The sequence below is a fragment of the Parendozoicomonas sp. 2304DJ65-17 genome (genome assembly GCF_058148445.1).
Window position 1 is genome coordinate 182,082 of sequence record NZ_JBYVJV010000009.1, and the last position, 20,768, is coordinate 202,849.

General features: G+C 47.8%; 20 protein-coding genes. 13 read left to right on the forward strand and 7 right to left on the reverse strand.

Going from position 1 to position 20,768, the window contains the following annotated elements:
• Positions 1-11 precede the first annotated feature (11 nt).
• The 4 genes from ACY2RR_RS19800 (at position 12) to ACY2RR_RS19815 (ending at position 4,878) form a co-directional block, all read left to right on the forward strand.
• A complete protein-coding gene (locus ACY2RR_RS19800) occupies positions 12-1,259 on the forward strand; it encodes a 3-hydroxybenzoate 6-monooxygenase (RefSeq protein ID WP_490109913.1) in 1,248 nt (415 codons plus the stop codon).
• A 41-nt stretch (positions 1,260-1,300) separates the two neighbouring features.
• A complete protein-coding gene (gene asnB, locus ACY2RR_RS19805) occupies positions 1,301-3,187 on the forward strand; it encodes an asparagine synthase (glutamine-hydrolyzing) (protein ID WP_490109914.1) in 1,887 nt (628 codons plus the stop codon).
• Between the two features lie 112 nt (positions 3,188-3,299).
• The gene (locus tag ACY2RR_RS19810; protein WP_490109915.1) at positions 3,300-3,716 is read left to right on the forward strand and encodes a GFA family protein; all 417 of its coding nucleotides are present in this window, start codon (positions 3,300-3,302) and stop codon (positions 3,714-3,716) included.
• 73 nt (positions 3,717-3,789) lie between these two features.
• Positions 3,790-4,878, forward strand: coding sequence for a 3-deoxy-7-phosphoheptulonate synthase (locus tag ACY2RR_RS19815; RefSeq protein WP_490109916.1), 1,089 nt, complete (start codon positions 3,790-3,792; stop codon positions 4,876-4,878).
• 28 nt (positions 4,879-4,906) lie between these two features.
• Here ACY2RR_RS19815 and ACY2RR_RS19820 read toward each other — a convergent pair whose 3' ends face one another.
• Positions 4,907-5,614 carry an autoinducer binding domain-containing protein gene (locus ACY2RR_RS19820; protein WP_490109917.1) on the reverse strand — a complete coding sequence of 236 codons (708 nt, stop codon included), beginning with the start codon at positions 5,612-5,614 and terminating at the stop codon, positions 4,907-4,909.
• Between the two features lie 125 nt (positions 5,615-5,739).
• On the opposite strand from ACY2RR_RS19820, the gene ACY2RR_RS19825 reads away from it, so the two are divergent.
• Positions 5,740-6,159, forward strand: a complete 420-nt coding sequence (locus ACY2RR_RS19825) for a DUF4902 domain-containing protein (protein WP_490109918.1) — start codon at positions 5,740-5,742, stop codon at positions 6,157-6,159.
• Between the two features lie 332 nt (positions 6,160-6,491).
• Positions 6,492-7,067 (forward strand): acyl-homoserine-lactone synthase, encoded by a 576-nt coding sequence (locus ACY2RR_RS19830; RefSeq protein WP_490109919.1) that lies wholly within the window; start codon positions 6,492-6,494, stop codon positions 7,065-7,067.
• A 189-nt stretch (positions 7,068-7,256) separates the two neighbouring features.
• Here ACY2RR_RS19830 and ACY2RR_RS19835 read toward each other — a convergent pair whose 3' ends face one another.
• From ACY2RR_RS19835 to ACY2RR_RS19845, 3 genes are all read right to left on the reverse strand, one after another.
• Positions 7,257-8,162, reverse strand: a complete 906-nt coding sequence (locus ACY2RR_RS19835) for a LysR family transcriptional regulator (protein WP_490109920.1) — start codon at positions 8,160-8,162, stop codon at positions 7,257-7,259.
• 141 nt (positions 8,163-8,303) lie between these two features.
• On the reverse strand, positions 8,304-9,248 hold the full coding sequence (locus tag ACY2RR_RS19840; RefSeq protein ID WP_490109921.1) for a glutathione S-transferase family protein: 945 nt from the start codon (positions 9,246-9,248) through the stop codon (positions 8,304-8,306).
• Between the two features lie 87 nt (positions 9,249-9,335).
• A complete protein-coding gene (locus tag ACY2RR_RS19845) occupies positions 9,336-10,142 on the reverse strand; it encodes a 2,3-dihydro-2,3-dihydroxybenzoate dehydrogenase (RefSeq protein WP_490109922.1) in 807 nt (268 codons plus the stop codon).
• Between the two features lie 263 nt (positions 10,143-10,405).
• On the opposite strand from ACY2RR_RS19845, the gene ACY2RR_RS19850 reads away from it, so the two are divergent.
• Positions 10,406-10,984, forward strand: a complete 579-nt coding sequence (locus ACY2RR_RS19850; protein WP_490109923.1) for an antibiotic biosynthesis monooxygenase — start codon at positions 10,406-10,408, stop codon at positions 10,982-10,984.
• Positions 10,985-10,997: 13 nt separating this feature from the next.
• Here ACY2RR_RS19850 and ACY2RR_RS19855 read toward each other — a convergent pair whose 3' ends face one another.
• Positions 10,998-11,819 (reverse strand): glutathione S-transferase C-terminal domain-containing protein, encoded by an 822-nt coding sequence (locus tag ACY2RR_RS19855; protein WP_490109924.1) that lies wholly within the window; start codon positions 11,817-11,819, stop codon positions 10,998-11,000.
• A 57-nt stretch (positions 11,820-11,876) separates the two neighbouring features.
• Positions 11,877-12,683, reverse strand: coding sequence for a 2,3-dihydro-2,3-dihydroxybenzoate dehydrogenase (locus ACY2RR_RS19860; protein ID WP_490109925.1), 807 nt, complete (start codon positions 12,681-12,683; stop codon positions 11,877-11,879).
• Positions 12,684-13,031: 348 nt separating this feature from the next.
• Here ACY2RR_RS19860 and wrbA point away from each other — a divergent pair, with 348 nt between their 5' ends.
• Entirely contained in the window at positions 13,032-13,628 is a 597-nt protein-coding gene (gene wrbA / locus ACY2RR_RS19865) for an NAD(P)H:quinone oxidoreductase (RefSeq protein ID WP_490109926.1), read from the forward strand.
• A 93-nt stretch (positions 13,629-13,721) separates the two neighbouring features.
• On the opposite strand, the gene rtcR is transcribed toward wrbA, so the two are convergent.
• Positions 13,722-15,338 carry an RNA repair transcriptional activator RtcR gene (gene rtcR, locus ACY2RR_RS19870; RefSeq protein ID WP_490109927.1) on the reverse strand — a complete coding sequence of 539 codons (1,617 nt, stop codon included), beginning with the start codon at positions 15,336-15,338 and terminating at the stop codon, positions 13,722-13,724.
• A gap of 247 nt (positions 15,339-15,585) precedes the next feature.
• On the opposite strand from rtcR, the gene ACY2RR_RS19875 reads away from it, so the two are divergent.
• From ACY2RR_RS19875 to ACY2RR_RS19895, 5 genes are all read left to right on the forward strand, one after another.
• Entirely contained in the window at positions 15,586-16,740 is a 1,155-nt protein-coding gene (locus ACY2RR_RS19875; RefSeq protein ID WP_490109928.1) for a hypothetical protein, read from the forward strand.
• A 184-nt stretch (positions 16,741-16,924) separates the two neighbouring features.
• Entirely contained in the window at positions 16,925-18,118 is a 1,194-nt protein-coding gene (locus ACY2RR_RS19880; RefSeq protein ID WP_490109929.1) for an RtcB family protein, read from the forward strand.
• Between the two features lie 121 nt (positions 18,119-18,239).
• A complete protein-coding gene (locus ACY2RR_RS19885) occupies positions 18,240-18,761 on the forward strand; it encodes an SRPBCC family protein (protein ID WP_490109930.1) in 522 nt (173 codons plus the stop codon).
• Between the two features lie 20 nt (positions 18,762-18,781).
• Positions 18,782-19,636 (forward strand): AraC family transcriptional regulator, encoded by an 855-nt coding sequence (locus ACY2RR_RS19890; RefSeq protein ID WP_490109931.1) that lies wholly within the window; start codon positions 18,782-18,784, stop codon positions 19,634-19,636.
• Between the two features lie 169 nt (positions 19,637-19,805).
• On the forward strand, positions 19,806-20,723 hold the full coding sequence (locus ACY2RR_RS19895) for an SDR family NAD(P)-dependent oxidoreductase (protein ID WP_490109932.1): 918 nt from the start codon (positions 19,806-19,808) through the stop codon (positions 20,721-20,723).
• Positions 20,724-20,768: the final 45 nt, after the last annotated feature.

A 20,768-nucleotide genomic window follows, 5' to 3' on the forward strand; every position in this document is an offset into this window, starting at 1 on the left:
GAGAGACAACTGTGAAAATTGCAATTGTTGGCGGGGGCATCGGTGGCCTGGCTACAGCATTATCCTGCGCCAGATCAGGCCATCAGGTGGTGGTTCTTGAAAGGCAGAACAAGTTTACTGAAATAGGTGCGGGTATCCAGCTTGCTCCCAATGCTTTTCATGCCCTGGATCATCTGGGCGTAGGTAAAGAGGTGCGCAGCCTGGCCGTACCTGTTGATGAACTACTGCTGATGAATGGTTTAACGGGTGAAAAAATCACTCGGCTGGATTTGGGTGAAGATTATCAGGCCACTTTCGATAATCCTTACATGGTCGTGCATCGTACAGATCTCTATTACCCGCTTCTGGAAGCCTGCCAGCAGCATTCTTCTATAGAACTACGTACATCCTGTGCTGTCACTGGTTATACCCAGAACGAAGGCAGCGCCACGGTTTATGTGGAAGGTTCAGATCCTGAAACGGCCGACATTGTTATTGGTGCTGACGGCATTCGTTCGGCTATACGACAGCAGTTGATTGCCGATGGTCCGCCACGGGTGTCCGGACACACTATCTACCGCGCCATCATTCCTATGGAAGAGGTTCCTGAAGATTTGCGCTGGAATGCAGTCACCCTGTGGGCCGGACGCAAATGGCACTTTGTTCATTACCCAATAGCCGGGGGCACTTACATGAATCTGGCTGCCACGATCGATGACCAGGCTGTACATGCTGTAACTGGTGAACCCGCTGATTCCACCAAAGTTCTGGAAGAGTTCAGTGAGATCAGCGGAGAAGCCAAACGCCTGATGGCACTGGGATATAACTGGAAGAAATGGGTGCTGTGTGACCGTGACCCTGTTGATGATTGGACAGAAGGCCGTGTTGCCCTGTTAGGGGATGCAGCCCATCCCATGTTGCAGTATGCCGCCCAGGGTGCCTGCATGGCGGTAGAAGATGCCGTTGCGCTGGGTACTTTATTGCAGGGGCGGAGCAGTGAGCATGCGGTTGCCACCTTGCTGGAATATAACGCCATCCGAAAAGATCGAACGGCGCGTGTCGTCAATGCTGCACGCTATATGGGGCAGCATATCTACCACGCTACCGGAGTTGCGGCTGAAGCTCGCAATGCCCAGTTGATTGCCATGGAGCCAAAAGATTTGCACCAGACTCTGCAATGGCTTCACGGCGAACGGCCTCCTTTCTTTGGTGAAAGCTTTATTAAAACTGATGACCTGCAGCCATTGGTTACTCGTGTTCCTGAATCCGAAGTTGCCTGATCCGACCTCTTTATCACTGAAAAAGAAACAAGGAAAACATCATGTGTGGAATGACTGGCTGGGTGAGTTTCCAGCGCGACCTTAAACAGCAGCACCGCATCGCTCAGGGCATGACTGATACTCTTACAAGTCGTGGCCCTGACGCAGGTGGTACCTGGCTTGACCAGCACATAGTTCTTGGGCACCGCCGGTTGTCAGTTATTGATCTTGAGGGCGGTATTCAGCCCATGGCCAGCGGGGAAGACAATCCCAGAGCCATCATCTCCTACAACGGTGAGGTTTATAACTACCGTGAACTGCGGGAAGAGCTGATAGAAGCAGGCCACCAGTTTCAAACGGCCAGTGATACCGAAGTTGTTTTAACGGCTTACCTGGAGTGGGGGGAGAGCTTTGCTGAACACCTGAATGGAATGTTCGCCATTGCTATCTGGGATACCGAGCGTGAACAACTTGTTCTGGCTCGTGACCAGATGGGTATAAAGCCACTGTATTTCTACCCACTGGATAATGGTGATGTTCTCTTTGGTTCCGAGCCCAAAGCTATTCTCAGCCATCCTGAAGCAGAGGCTGTGGCAGACCTTGAAAGCCTGCAGGAGATTTTCAGCATTGTGAAAACTCCCGGGCACGGAGTGTTTAAAGGTATGCATGAGCTCAAGCCCGGTTGCATGATGACCATCAATCGGGAAGGAACAACTGAGCGCCAGTATTGGGCTCTGGAAGCTCGTGAACATACTGATGATCTGGCTGAAACCATCAATCATGTGCGTGAGCTGCTGACAGATATCGTTGACCGTCAGGTGATAGCAGATGTACCACTGGGTACATTGCTATCCGGCGGACTCGATTCCAGTGCGCTGACAGTGCTCGCGGCTGACTCTATGAAAAAGAGTGGATCAGACAAGCCGCTGATGGCTTTCTCCATAGACTTTGATGGCTATGAAGAACAGTTTGCTTCAAATGTTCAGTGGGAGGACCCAGACACACCGTTTGCTATTGAAGTGGCCAAGCATGTGAATGCCGAACATATCAATGTCATGCTCAATAGTGATGACGTGATGGATAATGATGTGCGGGCAAAAACCCTGAAGGCTCAGGATTTACCCATTTCAACCGGTGATATGGAGTACTCCCTTTATCGCCTCTGCAAAGCGGTACGTGATCGGGTAACGGTTGCGTTGTCTGGTGAAGCATCCGATGAATTATTTGGCGGTTACACCTGGTTCCATGATCCGGATGCTGTGGCTCTTGAATCCTTCCCGTGGCATCACCCGTTTGAAAAAGCCGGCGGCATTGGTGCTTTAAAGAAAACTGGCCTTTGGGACAATCTTGGTCTTGGTGACTACATCGATCAGCGCTACCAGCAGGCTGTAGAAGAAATGCCTGTTCTGGAAGGTGAGTCAGAAAAAGAAGCTCGCATGCGCCAGATCACTTATCTGAATGTCACCCGTTGGGAGAATTTCCTGCTTGATCGCTCGGACCGGATCAGTGGTGCAGTTGGCCTGGAAATCCGGGTACCGTTCTGTGATCACCGTTTGGTGGATTATGTATTTAATACACCATGGTCAATCAAGAATTTCGATGGTCGTGAAAAGAGCCTGTTGCGCGCAGCCATGCGCGGACTGGTACCTGACAGTGTACTCGACCGAAAGAAAAGTCCTTACCCTTCAACCCAGGACGACGGCTATGAACTGGCTCTGCGTGAGCGGGTGAAATCCATTCTCAAGCTGGGCTCTCCAGTTCTGCAGATTATTGAGCGGGAAAATATCCAGAAAATGCTTGACCAACCTCAAGGAAGTTACGCTGTTGGTGGCCCCTGGAGTGCCCGTTCGGTGCTTGAACGTCTGGTTGAATTCAATGCCTGGGTAAGCGAGTACAACGTCACTATTGCTTTAAGTAATGAAGAAGAGGTTCTGCTGAAGGCGAGTTAATGCGGCCCGGGACTTTACGTAATCAGAAGCTGTGAAGTATGTGGCTTGTTGTCTGGTTACGCCTTTTTTAATCAAAGCTTATAAACAAACCTACGCAGTCAGGGAAAGTGTTATGGATAATCTGCAATACCCGCTGCATGGTACCTGCCAGTGCGGCAGCGTCAGCTATACGCTGATGAAGGCACCACTGAAGGTAGCAGCCTGTCACTGCAGAGAGTGCCAGAAACTATCGACCAGCCCCTTTAGTATCAGTGCGTTTGTCGACCCTGGTAGTATTTCCTTTCAGGGTGTAATGAGTGAGTGGCGTCGTGTAGCGGAAAATGGCAATACTGTTGCCGCGAAGTTTTGCCCTCAGTGTGGCAATCGTATCTACCATTACAACCCTGATATACCCGGCCCTCTCAAATTGAAAGTCAGTCACCTGGCAGATACCTACAGCCTGGAACCCGATGTCCATATCTGGGTTAGGGAAAAGCATCCCTGGCTGAAAATACCCGACCATGCACAGATATACATGACGCAACCCTGAGGTTGTGCGCAGTCCGTCTTCTATCGCCAATTCGGCAAACATCTATGTGTTCAATAAAAAACAGGAGTGACAAATGAGGAGTTTTCAGACTGACGATCTGAATGTCAGAACCCACCGGGCACTTATGAGTCCTGGTGAACTTCAGGAGCGGTTACCGATTGATGCGTGCGCCGCAAAAACTGTGCGTGAAGGTCGTATGGCGATTAAAAACATTCTTGATCGTAAAGATCCACGGCTGATGGTGGTTGTCGGGCCGTGTTCCATACATGATCCTCATGCTGCTATTGACTACGCCCTGCGCCTTAAAGCGCTGGCTGATGAAGTGCAGGATTCCTTGCTGCTGGTGATGCGCGTGTATTTTGAAAAACCCCGAACCACCACGGGCTGGAAAGGTATGCTGAATGACCCGGATCTCGATAATTCCTTTCGAATACAGCAGGGATTTGAGGCCGGGCGCAAGCTATTGCTTGATATAGCTCGTATTGGCCTGCCCACAGCAACCGAAGTGCTGGACCCTATTGCACCACAATATTTGCAGGATCTTATTTCCTGGTCCGCCATCGGAGCTCGTACTACGGAATCACAGACTCACCGGGAAATGGCCAGTGGTTTATCGTCAGCCGTTGGGTTTAAGAATGCGACTGACGGAGGCCTTACTGTTGCCATCAATGCGCTGCAATCGGCTGCAAGCCCCCATAACTTCCTGGGCATTGATAAAGAGGGCGGTGTGGCAACGGTTCATACCCAGGGTAACCGTTATGGCCATATTGTACTTCGTGGTGGCGACTGCGGTCCAAATTATGAATCTGCGAGTGTTAAGGCCTGTGAACAGAAACTACGGCAGCATAACCTGCCCGCTAACATCATGATTGACTGCAGTCACGCCAATTCCAATAAAGACCATCAACGACAGATATCAGTGCTTGATGATGTTGTTAATCAGGTGGTTAGGGGGAGTAACGCCATTATTGGTTTGATGCTGGAGAGCAATATTGGTGCTGGTAAACAGCAGATTTCAGAGCGTATGGCTTATGGTGTATCTGTCACAGATGCCTGTGTTGACTGGAATACAACTCGAACAGCCTTGACTCGAGCCGCTAGAAGAGTGCGCTCCACTATTGAAAGCAGGAACCTGGAGCCTGTTGAAAGGCTGTCTGCATAAGCTGAAAAGAGGAGGGCATGTCACAGGGTTAAAGCAGTCCCTGTGTTATCGCTTTGACCGTAGCGGCAATCTTGTTATTCGTACCCAGCTTCAGCATGACGTTATTGAGATGAAAGTTAACGGTTCGCTCAGAAATGCCAAGAATGATTGAAATTTCATAGGCCGTCTTGCCATCGGCAGTCCAGCGCATAACCTCTGTTTCCCTTTGAGTCAGGCAGATTTCTGGTTGTGAAGACGCTGGGTTAACAAACTTTTCCATTGCGTCATTAATGGTTTGGGTGAACCACATCAATATAGGAGTGCTTGCGTTCACTTCGGCATCTGACAGATGCTCAGAAGATCTGGACAGTGTCAGCATAGAAAGCCCCTGGTTGCTTCTTGTCGCCTGGGACCAACCATATTGAATACCAAACGCAGCTGCATCTTCCTGTAGTGCGACGGCATCAACAAAATCATTCTCTGACCAGATCATCGGTGCTGTGGTTTTCATCGCATGGGTGATGGTTGGATCCTGCGCAAAATACTGTTTCTCCTGATAATCCTGTTTCCAGGACGCAGGGTAGTTACTGATCAGGTCCAGCTTTGGATTGGCAACCGGTAAATGAGTGCGGCGCCCATAAGAGTAGTACTCAAACCCCACAGACTTTACATAAGCATCCACGGTTGTCAGCAAGTCGTTAAGGTTCGGCGCCGATTGAATGGCTTCAATCTGGTCGTATAGTTTATTATCCAACATAAGCGGTTATATCTTCCCACCTGTCAACTGATAAAGATGACACTGTTGTTACGATGATCAATTGATTAGCATTATTTTTTTATGCGATTTATTCTTAAATCTAACTTATCAGAAAGGTTATGCCAGTGGAAGAAAACCAGGTTCACAACTCACGGGAATTATTAACGGTATCTTCCGATGGACTGATGCGTTTAACTTATAAACGTTTCAAGTCCATTCCTTTATTGCATATTCATTCTGAAATAGATATTTACATACCTGAAAAATATAATAATGACAGCAAAACTTCATTGGCTGGTTTAACAGAGTGGATTAGTCAAACCACCCCTACTCTTTCCATTGGTTGGGACTGGAAGGTAAATACGCTGAAAAATAATTCGCAGTATGAAATCGATGGCTATCCATATTCGAATATTATGTTTATCGATGATATAAGTGCAGAGGACAAAGGTCATGAGTTAACATCAAAAATCCTTGTGAATCATATAGAGATGATTGATTGGTCTGGAACTGTTATGCAATATATCAGTGAAAAATATTCGTAACAATTCAAGTGTAAGATGAAAGATTTTTTGAAGAAAACTATTCTCTAATTTCCCTTTTTAATGTTTTTAACTGTAATAAGTAAAGTTAAATTCTCCATGGGGTGAAAATGATGTCAATTTAAAAATTGACACGCACAACAATGTACCTCTTTTTAATTCGTGCACTATTATTTAGCACTGACTGTTATTTTATTATTCTTCTCTCGTTAATTAAAAAATCATCAATGAAATCATAGATTGATTGTCATTTACCCTGCCAAATCTGTCAGCTATTCAAGTTTTTTAGGGCGTGCATTAATAGCCACACCAATTTATTAAATGAGCGACGGAAAATGGATTTTGTTTCAGGGTTTTCTAATCAGTTAACAGACGCTATTAAATCTGATTTGTTTAAATATCGCCATGAGGTTTTTGTAGAAAGCCTGGGTTGGGAACTGGATTGTTCAACAGGTGCTGAAACTGACCAGTTCGATCATGACGATACTCTTTATGTTGTTGCTAAGGATAGTTGGGCCAATATCATCGGGTGTGCAAGACTATTGCCCACCACTGAGCCTTACCTGCTGGAAGAAGTTTTCCCAGAGTTGCTTAATGGTCAGGAAATTCCCAAGTCAGAGGAGGTATGGGAAATATCGCGCTTTACCAACTTCTCACCTGAACACCGCAGTGCTCCCTCAATAGGCAACGGTGGGCAAATATCTGAGCTCTCTTTTGGAGAACTGTTACGAGCCTCTATTCGTTGTGCCAGAAAACATGGTGCTCGACGACTGATAAGTGTTTCTCCAGTGGGTATCGAGAGATTATTGCGTAAGGCTGGTATAAAGGCTCATCGAGCTGGTCCGCCAAAGGTTATTAACGGACATGCCATAGTTGCCTGCTGGATTGATATTGAACACAGCTTGTCCTGATGGGCAGGCTGTTCAGTTTTTATACTCGATTTTCCTCTGCTAACCCCCAAGCCTGCCACAAACTTTATCCATATCTTGGTTAAAACCTGTTTCCCTGTGATTATCTATAGATATTGAATTGAGACAGGTTTTGTCTTGGCTGATTGGTTCAAAGCAGCCAAGAGATTTTCCAGCAAGATGCGGAAGATTTTAGGCCCCCGCTGAGATACCCGCTTCTGCTGCAGCCTCACGAATGACACTGCCCAGTTTGCGAGCAGCAGGGCCGGCAGTTTCAGGGTCCGAATATGCAAGGTACAGAGCAACCAGTCGCTCCGCACCCTGCTGCAGAGGTAAAGGTTTAAGCTGGCCAGATTCCAGTTCAGACTGGATGGATTCACGGGGATACCAGGCAAAGCCTAATCCCATGCAGGCAGCTCGTATCGAGGTGGCAGTATGGCTCATGGTCCATCGGGATTCCGCAATATCCAGCGCCGCTTTAATCACCCTGCGACTGCCGCTGTCCCGGACAACCAGTTGCCGGTGTTCGCGTAGATCATTCAGGCTCAGTTCACGGTCAAGCTGGTGAAGTGGGTGGCTTGGGGCAGCAACTGCCGTCAAGGTGACATGCATTAAATAATCTCCTACAAATCCAGTGGGAACCTGTGCGCAGATCGCCATATCAACCAGGCGTTCCTGCAATAATTCTTCCGTACCTCCAAGTACGGATTCGTACACCTCTATACGAGGTTCCGGCGGAGTCTCTGAAAATGTTTCCAGACAACGAAGAATCAACCAGTGGGGAAAAATCATTTCCACAGCCAGACTCAGTTCGGATTCCCATCCAGCAGCTAATGATGAAGCACGATCTTCTAATTCAGCAGCCTGCTGTACAAGAAACTGGCACTGACGGAATAACGCTTTACCAGCTGGGGTGAGTTCTGCTCTGCGCCCTACAAGTTTGAAGACCTTGATATCAAGCAGCTCTTCAATCTTGTTTACGGCATAACTGAGGGTGGATTGTGATTTGTTGAGCTGGGCAGATGCCCGCGCATAACTACCGGTTTCAACTACAGCGATGAGAGCTTGCCAGTGATCCAGTGATATTCTTGGTTTCATCGCAGGTGGCAACTCCGCTGTGATCATCTCTGCCGGATTCAGGCATCAGCGGATGCATGAGCGGGGCTTGAGTGTTTCTGTGTTCGCAAACTCAGCATAATCAGTGTTGCTTCTATCAACCACCTGTTAGATTTGACAGGGTTATAGGTCGGGAGCCAGTTTTTCACGACCATGGGGGCGGTGAAAATCCTGATCTGGCCCCTCTGGGACAATACCGTTCGGATTAATCTGGGTATGGCTGCGGTAATAGTGATGCTTGATATGTTCAAAGTTCACTGTTTCTGCCACGCCAGGCATCTGGTACAAATCACGTACATAAGCGCTTAAAGCCGGGTATTGATCCAGATGTTTGCGATTGCATTTGAAGTGGCCAAAATACACTGCATCAAAACGTATTAGCGTTGTAAACAATCGCCAGTCAGCTTCTGTTAACTGATCTCCAGTAAGGTAACGCTGACCTGATAGTTTTTCATCAGCCCAGTCCAGTGCATCAAATAACCTGTTCACGGCCTCAGTATATGCAGCCTGGCTCTGGGCAAATCCAGCCCGGTATACACCATTATTAATCTCGGCATATACCCGCTCGTTAATGGTGTCTATCGTTTCCTGTAGCTCAACAGGGTAATAATCTGTCGTACAGTTCGTAAGATGGTCAAAGGCTGAATTAAACATGCGAATAATTTCAGCAGATTCGTTACTGACAATTGTTTCAGTCTTTTTATCCCATAGTACTGGGACTGTTACCCGGCCTTCATAGTCGGAGCTGGCTTTTAAATAGAGCTGATATACATAATCAAAGCCATACAGTGGTTCTTCCTGAAACTGCCAGCCATTTTCGAGCATTAACGGATCTACTACTGTTACGTCGATAAAGTCTTCCAGCTGCTTCAACTTGCGGAAGATCAAGGTTCTGTGAGCCCAGGGGCAGGCCAGTGAAACGTAGAGATGATAGCGCCCCTTTTCTGCTTTAAATCCAGTCTCACCATCAGGAGTAATGAAACTTCTGAACCGACTGTCCTGGCGGCGATACTCGGTGCTGTTACTAGTCGCGTCTTTTATCCATTGCCCATTCTGAAGTAAACCCATCTCTACCACCTGTTATTGCTGAAAAGCGTTGTTGCTAATAAAAGAAAGTATGTCTGTTTTTTTCTTTGGTTGTTAAATGCCAGGGCTTTACACACCAAGAGTTGCGCCGCCATCCACGGTCAGGGTTTCCATGGTGATATGACCTGCCAGTTCGGACAGTAAAAACATCACCGCTTCAGCTACGTGTAATGGTTGAGCAACCCGGCGAAGAGGAATACCCACCCGGTAAGATTCCTGAGAACCCTGGATAGAAGCCTTGGTACCGTCTGGACCAGTGAGGGAGCTAAGCATTTCGGTCTCGGTAGAGCCGGGAGCGACAATGTTGCAACGGATATCATACTTGGCCAGTTCCAGCCCCAGGCATTTGGTGAAGGCGACAACCGCCGCTTTTGATGCAGCATAGGCGCCCATATCAACGCGGGCAGTGGAAGCTGCGTTAGACGCTACAGTCACAATAGAGCCTTTGTCACCGCGGGCGATCATGCGTCTGGCAATGGTGCGGGATACATAAAATACGCCCGAAGTATTCACCTGCAGAGTTGCTTCCCAGTCGGCATCATCAAGTTCAGTGATTGCACCGCTACGAAGGATGCCGGCAGCATTCACCAAGTAGAAAACTGGCCCGAGAGTGTCTTCTACCTCCTGGACAAACGCTTCAACAGCAGAGCTGGAGCCGATGTCTACCTGGAAGGGCACAACATTCAGGTTCTCAGCCTGCATTTTTTCTGCAACCTTGTTCAGTGCAGCGGGGTTGTGGTCAACAGCCGCGACAGTGTGTCCGTCTTCAGCAAGCTTTCTGACAATGGCTTCACCGATGCCACCGGCGGCACCCGTTACAACGGCAACACGGGAAGCAGACTTGTTGTTGAGAATGTTGGTATTGAATGTGTTCATGGCAGTCACCTTTTGAATTCGGTTATTTCGTTGCGTTGGATTCATTAAAGGTTTTTGCCGGGTAATAAAAAAGCGCAAAAAACTGCAGGGTTTGATCGATAAATTTGTGGGTTTATATGTAACTCATTGATTAGTAATGTTTTTCATTATTTAAAAATCGTGGTTTCTACCTGTTAAATTTAACAGCTATTTGCAGGAATAACGGCTGTCTACCCTTTTTTATATACCTTTCAATTCATCTCAAAATTCAACGGGTAGATTTTTTGAACGCTCAAATATCAAAAACCACCGACTCTGTGACAATGGTCATTTCAGAAGTTGTACAGGCCAACAACGCTCAAAACTATGAAACTTGGGTGGAGGGAATTAATAAAGCTGTACAGAAGTTTGATGGCTTTATTGGTGTTGATGTCATCCGTCCACGTCACGCTGATCATCTTGAGTACGTGATTATTGTCCGGTTTGATACCCAGAAACATTTGCAAGACTGGCAGGAATCTTCTGAGTGCCATTCCTGGTTGGACAAGTCACGGGGTATGGTGCAAAGAACCATTCATTCCCAAAAGAACAGGGGGCTGGAATTGTGGTTCACGCTGCCCGAAAGTAACGACATTAAGGCTAATAAGCCACCGGCGTTTTATAAGCTGGTGATTATGGGGATTTTAGCGGTGTACCCATTGGTCATTTTAACCAACTTCCTTCTGGCACCTGTTCTGCAAAGTCTGCCATATCCACTGAGTGTGCTGGTTTCCGTTATTGCTATCTGTATTTTAATGACATATCCGGTTATGCCATGGCTGGAAAAAGTGTTACGCCCTTGGCTATATCCAGAAAAACGGTAAGTCACCTATTGGCCTAAGCCAGAAGATGACTTACACCTCCAACCGCATTGAGAATACCAGGGACCTGATACAGTTCCTGCATGTGCCTGCGCAAAGCAGTAGATAGTGTTAAATGCTTTACCCAGGCATCTGTAAATGGGAGATTTGCTTTCTCAACACACACCAGTGTTGAGAATAACCACCAGTCTGCTTCAGTTATCTGTTCGCCCACTATATATCTCTGGCGAGAGAGAGTTTCTTCAACCCAGCCCAGGGTTGAAAAGAATGCTTCAGAAGCTTCGGCCCAGGCAGTAGGGGAGTTAGCTAAAGTGGCTTGATGCAGGCTGCGGCTCATAGTTGTTTCAATATGATGATTCAGATTATCAAGTACGTCTCTCTGGACTACCGGGCAATAATCCTCATCACAGTTTGTTAAATGGTTAAAAGCAGAATTAAATATGCGTGTTATGTCCGTAGCATCATTATTAACAATGGTGCTGGTCTGCTTGTCCCATAATAATGGAACGGTGAAAGAGCCCTGATAGTTGGGACAAGCCTTGATATACAGATCTGCAATACCTTTTTCATGCTGGGAGGCTGGATTGATTTCCGTGACTTCTACATGTTTTTCCAGCTGCATCAGCGTAAGAAAAATCCTTGTGTATATTGACCAGGGCGTGTCAGGGGAGATAAACAACTGGTAGCGCCCACTCTCAGCCTTAAACCCATTCTCACCATAGATACCTGGTTCACCATTCACAGTGATGATGTTTCTGAATACGTTGTTTTGCCTTGAATAAGGCACGTTACTGTACGGTGCTGTTTTTATTGCCAGACCAGATTGTAATACATTCATACCGCTCACCTTTATTCTTAAAAGCTAATAGATGCCTGCTGTTCCAACCTTCAAGCCTTAAACGCCAAGAGTTGCGCCGCCATCCACGGTCAGGGTTTCCATGGTGATATGACCTGCCAGTTCGGACAGTAAAAACATCACCGCTTCAGCTACGTGTAATGGTTGAGCAACCCGGCGAAGAGGAATGCCCACCCGGTAAGATTCCTGAGAACCCTGGATAGAAGCCTTGGTACCGTCTGGACCAGTGAGGGAGCTAAGCATTTCGGTCTCGGTAGAGCCGGGAGCGACAATGTTGCAACGGATATCATATTTGGCCAGTTCCAGCCCCAGGCATTTGGTGAAGGCGACAACCGCCGCTTTTGATGCAGCATAGGCGCCCATATCAACGCGGGCAGTGGAAGCTGCGTTGGACGCTACAGTTACAATAGAGCCTTTGTCACCGCGGGCGATCATACGTCTGGCAATGGTGCGGGATACATAAAATACGCCTGAAGTATTCACCTGCAGAGTCGCTTCCCAGTCGGCATCATCAAGTTCAGTGATTGCACCGGTACGTAGAATGCCAGCGGCGTTCACCAGGTAGAAAACTGGCCCGAGAGTGTCTTCTACCTCCTGGACAAAAGCTTCAACAGCAGAGCTGGAGCCGATGTCTACCTGGAAGGGCACAACATTCAAGTTCTCAGCCTGCATTTTTTCTACAACCTTGTTCAGTGCAGCGGGGTTGTGGTCAACAGCCGCGACAGTGTGTCCATCTTCAGCAAGCTTTCTGACAATGGCTTCACCAATGCCACCGGCGGCACCTGTTACAACGGCAACACGGGAAGCTGGCTTGTTGTTGAGAGTGTTGGTATTGAATGTGTTCATGGCAGTTACCTTTTGAATTCGGTTATTTCGTTGCGTTGGATTCATTAAAGGTTTTTGCCGGGTAATAAAAAAGCGCAAAAAACTGCAGGGTTTGATCGATAAAATTCGAATTATCGAAATAACTCTTTGATAATAAAGAACTATTAATTATCGAAATTCTTGTGGAAGGTACTGTTGACCCATAAAAAACAGAAGTTTTTTCTGTTGATTTAAAAGAACCTGTCAGATCTGACAGCTAATAAATACATCTCTTCTCAGCCACCCTAATGTAAGGAAACTGTTTTCATCAGCGCCGTTTCCATATTTGCGAGCGATAGCTTTCTACTTAGCAATAGAGAAGATATAAACATGACAAAAGTACTTGTTCTTTATTACTCATCCTACGGTCATATTGAAACAATGGCTGGCGCAGTCGCCGAAGGAGTTGGAGAAGTTGCCAACACCCAGGTTGTTATCAAGCGAGTACCCGAACTGGTGCCGGAGCAGGTGGCCAGAGACAATCATTTTAAAATGGAGCAACCAGCAGATGTAGCGTCACCGGCAGAGTTAAGTGAGTACGATGCTATCCTGTTTGGTACGCCAACCCGCTTCGGGAATATGGCTTCACAGATGCGCAACTTCCTTGACCAAACTGGCGGGCTTTGGGCCAAGGGTGAACTGATTGGCAAGGTTGGTTCGGTCTTCACTTCAACCGGAACAGGTGGTGGCAACGAAACGACGATCACGTCTTTTTGGCCAACGTTAATTCACCACGGCATGATTATTACCGGATTACCCTATTCCAGCCCTGAACTGGGGGATATCAGCGAAGTAAACGGTGGTTCACCTTATGGCGCCAGTACTATCGCCGGTGCCGATGGCTCTCGCAAACCAACAGCTGTTGAGTTGAAACTGGCACGGGATCAAGGCCGCCATGTTGCGAACATCGCTGCCAAACTCAAGTAATGCTTTCCCCTGGGTAGGCAGGCAAGGCTGCACTGCTTATCCAGTTAGTTAAAAAACTTTTTGTAGTTCAACGCCTGGTCTTCCAGAACGCTGCTAACTTACTTCCTCTGTTTTTGTCACTATGCCCTCAAAGTGCAAGCCAAACTTGGCCAGATAGGTGCGCAAGCGATGGCTGTCGTTCACTGTATTTTTTCGGGTTCGGCTTACATTGAACAGTGTTCTGCCTGCTTCGGCGAGAGACCTGCTCTGCTGGCAGACCTTGATAACATTAACCAGCTGTAGTTGATCGAACTGGTCGATGTCTGCCAGAACATTCGGTTCGATATAGTCTTCCAGCTTTAAGACAGGTTCTTGTTTTGTTCCAGCCTGCCAGCGGCGGGTCAGTCGCTCAACTTCCCTGATAACATTACTTTCGTTGATACGCCCACCCTCACTGAGAGTCACCATACGGTTCACGCTGGCATTTAAATCCCGGAAATTGGAACGCCACAAGCCATCAGGCCCAGTGGAAAAATTGAGATAGCGTGAACGGGCGGCACTGTTAAAACGGATTTGTTTGTTCTGCTGTCTCGCGTGCTGCTGAAGTTCAAAATCCAGGTTCGCCTCAAAATCTTCCAGTCGGTCGGCGAGGCCTGGTAATTGCCAGCACCAGATGTCGATGCGTGCCAGAAGATCTTCCCGAAAAGTACCTTCCTCAACAGCCCGGCGTAAGTCCTTGTTGGTGCCAGCGAGCAGCTGGAAGTTGCTGCTCACAGTCTGATCACTGCCCACAGGATAAAAGCGTTTTTCCTCGATGGCGTGTAACAGCATGGCCTGTTCATCTAGGCCCAGTTCACCGATCTCATCCAGAAATAAAATGCCGCCATTCGCTTGAACCAGACAACCTTTGCGCATTTGAGCCGCGCCTGTATAGGCGCCTTTGCAATGGCCAAACAGGGCAGACATGGCACCATCACCACGGAGGGTGGCACAATTCACTTGTACAAAACTGCCGGCTATATCATTGCGATGGGCTTTTAACTCGTAGATACGCCGGGCCAGGTGGGTCTTACCGGCGCCGGTTGGCCCTTCCAGTAGAATGGGGTCGCGGGATGCAATCGCTACCTGCTCAATTTCAGCGATCAACTCGTTGAAAGCATGGTTTCTGGTTTCTATGCCGGCTTTGAGAAAGTTCTGCCCGGTCAATGTCTGCTCTTTAAAGCGTTGAGCCAGGGCATCGTATTGGGCCTGCTCCAGGTCGATAAAGCGCAGTGTGCCGACTGCCCTGTTCTCTGCTTCAAAGTCTGGTGAAATTTGTAATAACCGGGCTGGAAGCAACTTGGCCTCGCTCAGCAGAAACATACAGATCTGGTTAACGTGGGTGCCGGTGGTGATGTTGAAAAAGTAGTCTTCCTGCTCGGTGTTCAGCGGGTAATGGGTGGCATAGTCGTATAACCAACCATAAATCTCAGCAAAGTCCCAGTGATCCTTCCATGCTGCTTCTACCAACACCACTTCTGTTTCCGGCGACACCTGTTGGATATCTGCCACCACCTTTTGTGCCAGACGCAGATAACTCGGGTCGTAGAGTAGTTCTAAACGATGGACTGGAAAGTCCTTATGCATCACCAGGCTTACGTTTGGGCGCCAAGTCTGCCAGCGCTTTTGGCCACGGCCTTTGTTGTCTTTCACAACACCGAGAATACTGACGACAACGTTCTTTTTGTTCATGGCTTTTGGGATGGTGATGCTATTTATTTAGATAGTACTTTATCAAAAATGATATTTATTTTCTTGGTGCTGTTATTCAAGGCAAAAGGAAAAGTTCATGATCAATTAATTTAATTATTTATAAAACAATAGGTTAGATGCGTTCAGGTAAAAAAGGAGCAATATAAAAATAATCTGGCACGCAACTTGGAATAGTACAGATATCAGCTGCACAGGCCGTGTTTCTGAATAGCGCGCTGGCACGCAGATGGTTGTCGGGGCTGATGTGATCAGACGTAGGGAAGAGAGCGTGGCAATGCACAGGCTCTACAACACAGTGAAGATGATGGAAAACAATCCAACGCTGTTGCGTTTGAAAAAACTGGAAGCCCTGGAAAAGTATCTGAGAAGGTTGAAATTTATGCCGATACAACAATATGAACAGGAAGTCCTTAATACATTAAGGAAGATTGGCTCGTCAATACGCAGCGATTTCAACAATCCAGACATCACACCTGTGATCGAAGCAACATCCAACCTTCCACTCTCAAATCTGGATAAGTGGGAAGGTCTTTTCAGAGATGCATTTACATATAACTATGAAGCATCCTATCGGTCTACATGGAAGCTCTGGGCAAGACCACGACAGTTTTTGTCGTGGATAGATGTATGTAGTTCTGATGGCTATAAGCGTGAAAACACTCTTCGCGCAATAAGTGATCCGGCACCCAACAGATTCTTCCTTGCCCTTGCCGTTAGGAGATTAAATGATTGGGTGCCACAAGTGAGAAAGGCTGCTTTGGAATGTTTACCCTCACTTATTGAATCTTCCTCTAAAGAAGATGTTGTTGATGTTCTGTGCGCACTCTTGCCGAATATAAATTCCTGGCAACGCATGGAGCCTGAAAATAGAGATCTCATCTATAAGGTTCTATCTAAGAGTCATATCACGCCGTTGTTAAAGGACAGAATGTGCAGATCTCCACAAGGGCCAGTGACTAGAATCCTGGCCATAGTGGGACGCATAGATGCTTTAGACGCTTACTTAGAAGAGATCGCTTCCCAAGCAGTACAGCCAGCTCTGCGAGCCAAGGCATACAGAAATATCTTATCTGGAAAAGCTTCCTGGACAGAGGGGGCAGAGTGGGTTTGGACAGATAAACGTTTCTGTGAAGGTGAACATAAACCGGTTTTCAAACAAAGAGCTTTAACACTAAATGCAAACTTTTCGTTAAATCTCAACGCTGCAATTAACGATCAGTCAGCAATGGTTAGACGTGTAGGTGCTGAATACCTCATTCGTAGCCTGCCGAATGTAGGTAATGGTGCTCTTCTATGGGCTGAACAGCTGGCTTCTGACAAATCTCCATCGGTTGCAGAGCGTGGTGTTTTTGCTCTCAAGAAGCTTACAAGTGCTTCCTGATAAAGTTGTGTGAAGCCTTCAGCACACTAAACCGCTTTCTGGAGCAGGGGTTGGAGCGACTGTCTGATACTGCGGCAGCCACGCTCCGAAAGCCAGACGATACGATCAATCCGTTGTTCCTGAAGCTGCTCAATAAAGCGGCCTGAACATCGGAGCAACCAGAATACAAGACAAGGACTGAATTATGCCTGTAGTCACACTGCTGGCCGCCAAGGACCAGCAAAAACCAGTCAAGATATGGACTGACGAAGTTGAGCAGGAAGCACTGGCGCAGATGCGTCGGGTCGCCAGCCTGCCATTTATTTACAAGCATGTTGCGGGGATGCCGGATATTCATCTGGGGCGTGGAGCAACAATTGGCTCGGTTATCGCAACCACCGATGCCATCATTCCTTCAGCTGTGGGGGTAGATATTGGTTGTGGAATGAATGCGGTACGGCTGTCGTTGAAAGCCCATCAGCTGCCGGACAACCTGTATCAGATTCGTAATGATATTGAGCGCACCATTCCCCTGGGAGCAGGTGGTGCTCATAAAAACGAGCAGCTGGGTGGTGGCACGCCACTGGCTATGGGGTTAAGCCGTATTCTGGAGAAACACCCAGGCATCTCCCGTCATGGGAATGCCCGAAAGTTTGCTACCCAGCTGGGCTCCCTGGGTTCAGGCAACCACTTTATCGAGCTGTGCCTGGATGAGAATGATGATGTCTGGGTGATGTTGCACTCTGGCAGCCGGGGTATCGGCAATATGATTGGCCAGTACTTTATCCGCCTGGCCCGCCGGGAAATGGAGCGTCACCAAATACACCTGCCAGACAAAGAACTGGGTTATGTGAAGGAAGGCAGTGAGTATTTTGATGACTATGTAACGGCAGTCGCCTGGGCTCAGGAATATGCCATGTTTAACCGTGAGCACATGATGCAGGCAGTGCTGCGTTCTTTGAAACATCGGCTGCCGAAGTTCCAGGTCACTAAAGAGGCGATCAATTGTCACCATAACTTTGTTGAGCGCGAATATCACGATGGCAACAGGGTATGGGTAACCCGTAAGGGTGCCATCCGCGCCAGAGACGGCGAACTGGGCATTATTCCCGGCTCAATGGGGGCACGCTCTTACATTGTCAAAGGCAAAGGGGATCCGGAAGCTTTCTGCAGCTGTGCCCATGGTGCCGGGCGTACCATGTCACGTACGGCCGCCAGACAGTCTTTCACACTCAAAGATCTGCGCGAACAGACTGAAGGTGTGGAATGCCGGACGGATAAAGGTGTGATCGATGAAATTCCGGCTGCGTACAAGGATATTGATAAGGTGATGGCAAACCAGACTGACCTTGTGGAAGTGGTACATACACTGAAGCAGGTTGTGAACGTAAAGGGGTAGATCGCTACCCCTTTTTCACCTAAAAAAACCGCAAGAAATATCAAAAATGTAACAAGGCAATTCTCTAAGGTGAAGCTATCCATCACTGCGATGCAGGACACCACTCGATAGCGGAGTCATTATGAAAATCACTAAAACAGTTTTGATTAACCAACCCGTAGAACAGGTCTGGGATTTAGTGGGTCATCAGTTTGATAAAGCCCATCTGTGGATGGGGCCAATCTCCCACGCGGTGGCCATTGGCGAAGGCCGGGGAATTAATGGTGCACCTATGGAAGGTCGCCTATGCGACTTGAGTAAGAAACCCAATGGTCCACAGGCCAGAGAGATCATCACTCATTTCAGCGAGGCTGACAGAACCCTGACCTTTGACGTATTTCCGGTGAATAACCCGGCGATTGTTCCTCTGAAACAGAACACCGTAAAAATGTCTGTGCAGGCAGCGGGGCCAGATCAAACCAGAGTCATCTGGACAGCCAGCCCACAACTGAAACTCTTTGCTTATCCATTTTATCCTCTGCTGCGGTTAATCATTCCGGTGGCTTTTGGCAAACTGTTACAGGGGTTGAAAGACTATGCCGAGGGTTCTTTACCTACAGCTGAAGGCTCCATACCCACAACCAGAGTTTCTCAGCCAGGATGATTGTTCACGAGGAAAAGTATATGCAGCGGTTTTTTAACAGTATCGAGTACATCGAAGAGCATTTGTACGACAAAGTAAGTGTTCATGAAATAGCCGCTGCCGCTCACTACTCCACCTACCATTACAGCAGAGTGTTCAAGGCTTTGGTTGGCGACACCCCAAAAGAGTATCTGCGTAAGCGGCGTTTGACCCTGGCAGCGAAAAGGTTACTGACCGAGGATGTGGGGATTCTTGAGTTGGCGATCGACTGTCAGTTCGACTCCCAGGAGGCCTTCACCCGTGCCTTCAAAGCGCTGTTTAATATGACTCCAGCACAGTACCGCAAAATCAATGAGCCGTTTCGGTTGTTGTATAAAAAGCCGTTCAGCACAGAGGATATGGACTTTCTACAGAACCGCATCAGTATGGAGCCGGAGATTATTCAGCAGCATGCAATGAAAATCGTTGGCATTGCCAACCGCTATGATGATGGAGATTTAAGCCTGCCCAAGCTCTGGTCTGCATTTCGCCCCAGAAAAGACAATATTCCCAACCGTCTGGGCAGCGACTTTTTCGGTATTTATGAGAACTATGAAGAGTCGGATGATGGCACGACTTTCGTGTACATCTGCTCGGTGCCGGTATCCAGCTTTGATGATGTCCCTGAGGGCATGATAACCCGTGAGCTTGAAGCCCAAACTTACGCACGCTTTACCCATATAGGCCCCATCTCAGAACTTGAACAGACCCTGCAATATATCTGGGGCAGCTGGTTGCCCAAAAGTGATTATGAATACGCAGAAAAGCCAGACTTTGAGCTGTTACCGGCAGGATTTAACAATAAAGACCCACAGATCAAGATCTATTTAAACATTCCTGTACGACCTAAAGGCTGACCACTTCTTGTTGGCAGACAAACCCCTGCTATTCCATGCAAGGGCTTTTTACTAAGACGGCATAGTGAAACCCACCTCGAAAGACAGCAAGAAATATCAAAAGCCTGCCTCTGATTCTTATTAGTCTGACACTGTAAAAATTACAGATTTGCAGAGAATGAGGATTGCCATGATAAAAAGTGTTTTGATTACCGGCGCTAATGCAGGTTTGGGTAAAGAGGCGGCAAAACAGTTAGCGCAACAGCCAGGTATTGAGAGGATCTATCTTGGCTGCCGCAATAGAGACAAAGCGCAGGCTGCCTTGAAAGAACTCGAACAGCAGACCGGCAAACAGTGCTTTGAGATACTCTCTATTGATGTCATTAATCTCGACTCCGTCCGCCACGCTGTAGAATCATTGCCGGCAGAAGGTATTGATGCTCTGGTAATGAATGCCGGTGGTTCTGGCGGTAAGCAGTTCAACCAGATTAACAAAGATGGTGTTACCCAGGTTTTCGCTGTCAACTTGCTGGGGCATACGGTTCTGGCGGAAGAGTTGATGAAAGCCGGTAAGCTTCATCAAGTTGCTCTTTATGCTGGCTCTGAAGCGGCACGCGGCATTAAAGAAATGGGTATGAAACGGCCTGATTTGAAAACCTCTTCTATTGAAGAGTTTGCCTCCATCTGCGATGGCTCATTTTATGGCGAAACCAAAGATGCCACTGTGCCCTATGGGCCGATTAAATATATGGCCGCCCTATGGATGTCGGCCATGGCCCGCCGCTATCCCCAGGTGCGCTTTATTACCATGAGCCCAGGTGCAACCAAGGGAACAGAAGGTTTTGATACCCTGTCTCCGGTGCGCCAGTATGTGATGAAAACCATGATGCAGTTTATGCTGTGGGCGGGCAAAGTTCATAAAGTGGAGGCGGGCGCCAAGCGCTATCTTGATGGTTTGTTCAACCAGAGCTATCAAAGCGGTCACTTTTACGCCAGCCAAAAAGGTATGAGTGGCCCCGTTGGGGAACAGAGCATTCTCTTCCCTGACCTCAATAATCAGTCCTTTCAGGACAATGCCTACCAGGCTATTCAGCGCTACATCAGATAATCTTGTGGACGACAGGCAGGCAGTGACAGCAGACCTGGTTTGCTG

Coding starts and splice junctions, on each gene's coding strand:
- ACY2RR_RS19895 (WP_490109932.1), top strand. CDS start 19,806: ATGATAAAAAGTGTTTTGATTACCGGCGCTAATGCAGGTTTGGGTAAA.
- ACY2RR_RS19875 (WP_490109928.1), top strand. CDS start 15,586: ATGGTTGTCGGGGCTGATGTGATCAGACGTAGGGAAGAGAGCGTGGCA.
- ACY2RR_RS19885 (WP_490109930.1), top strand. CDS start 18,240: ATGAAAATCACTAAAACAGTTTTGATTAACCAACCCGTAGAACAGGTC.
- ACY2RR_RS19840 (WP_490109921.1), bottom strand. CDS start 9,248: ATGGGTTTACTTCAGAATGGGCAATGGATAAAAGACGCGACTAGTAAC.
- ACY2RR_RS19815 (WP_490109916.1), top strand. CDS start 3,790: ATGAGGAGTTTTCAGACTGACGATCTGAATGTCAGAACCCACCGGGCA.
- ACY2RR_RS19845 (WP_490109922.1), bottom strand. CDS start 10,142: ATGAACACATTCAATACCAACATTCTCAACAACAAGTCTGCTTCCCGT.
- asnB (WP_490109914.1), top strand. CDS start 1,301: ATGTGTGGAATGACTGGCTGGGTGAGTTTCCAGCGCGACCTTAAACAG.
- ACY2RR_RS19855 (WP_490109924.1), bottom strand. CDS start 11,819: ATGAATGTATTACAATCTGGTCTGGCAATAAAAACAGCACCGTACAGT.
- ACY2RR_RS19835 (WP_490109920.1), bottom strand. CDS start 8,162: ATGAAACCAAGAATATCACTGGATCACTGGCAAGCTCTCATCGCTGTA.
- ACY2RR_RS19810 (WP_490109915.1), top strand. CDS start 3,300: ATGGATAATCTGCAATACCCGCTGCATGGTACCTGCCAGTGCGGCAGC.
- ACY2RR_RS19830 (WP_490109919.1), top strand. CDS start 6,492: ATGGATTTTGTTTCAGGGTTTTCTAATCAGTTAACAGACGCTATTAAA.
- ACY2RR_RS19890 (WP_490109931.1), top strand. CDS start 18,782: ATGCAGCGGTTTTTTAACAGTATCGAGTACATCGAAGAGCATTTGTAC.
- ACY2RR_RS19880 (WP_490109929.1), top strand. CDS start 16,925: ATGCCTGTAGTCACACTGCTGGCCGCCAAGGACCAGCAAAAACCAGTC.
- ACY2RR_RS19820 (WP_490109917.1), bottom strand. CDS start 5,614: ATGTTGGATAATAAACTATACGACCAGATTGAAGCCATTCAATCGGCG.
- rtcR (WP_490109927.1), bottom strand. CDS start 15,338: ATGAACAAAAAGAACGTTGTCGTCAGTATTCTCGGTGTTGTGAAAGAC.
- wrbA (WP_490109926.1), top strand. CDS start 13,032: ATGACAAAAGTACTTGTTCTTTATTACTCATCCTACGGTCATATTGAA.
- ACY2RR_RS19860 (WP_490109925.1), bottom strand. CDS start 12,683: ATGAACACATTCAATACCAACACTCTCAACAACAAGCCAGCTTCCCGT.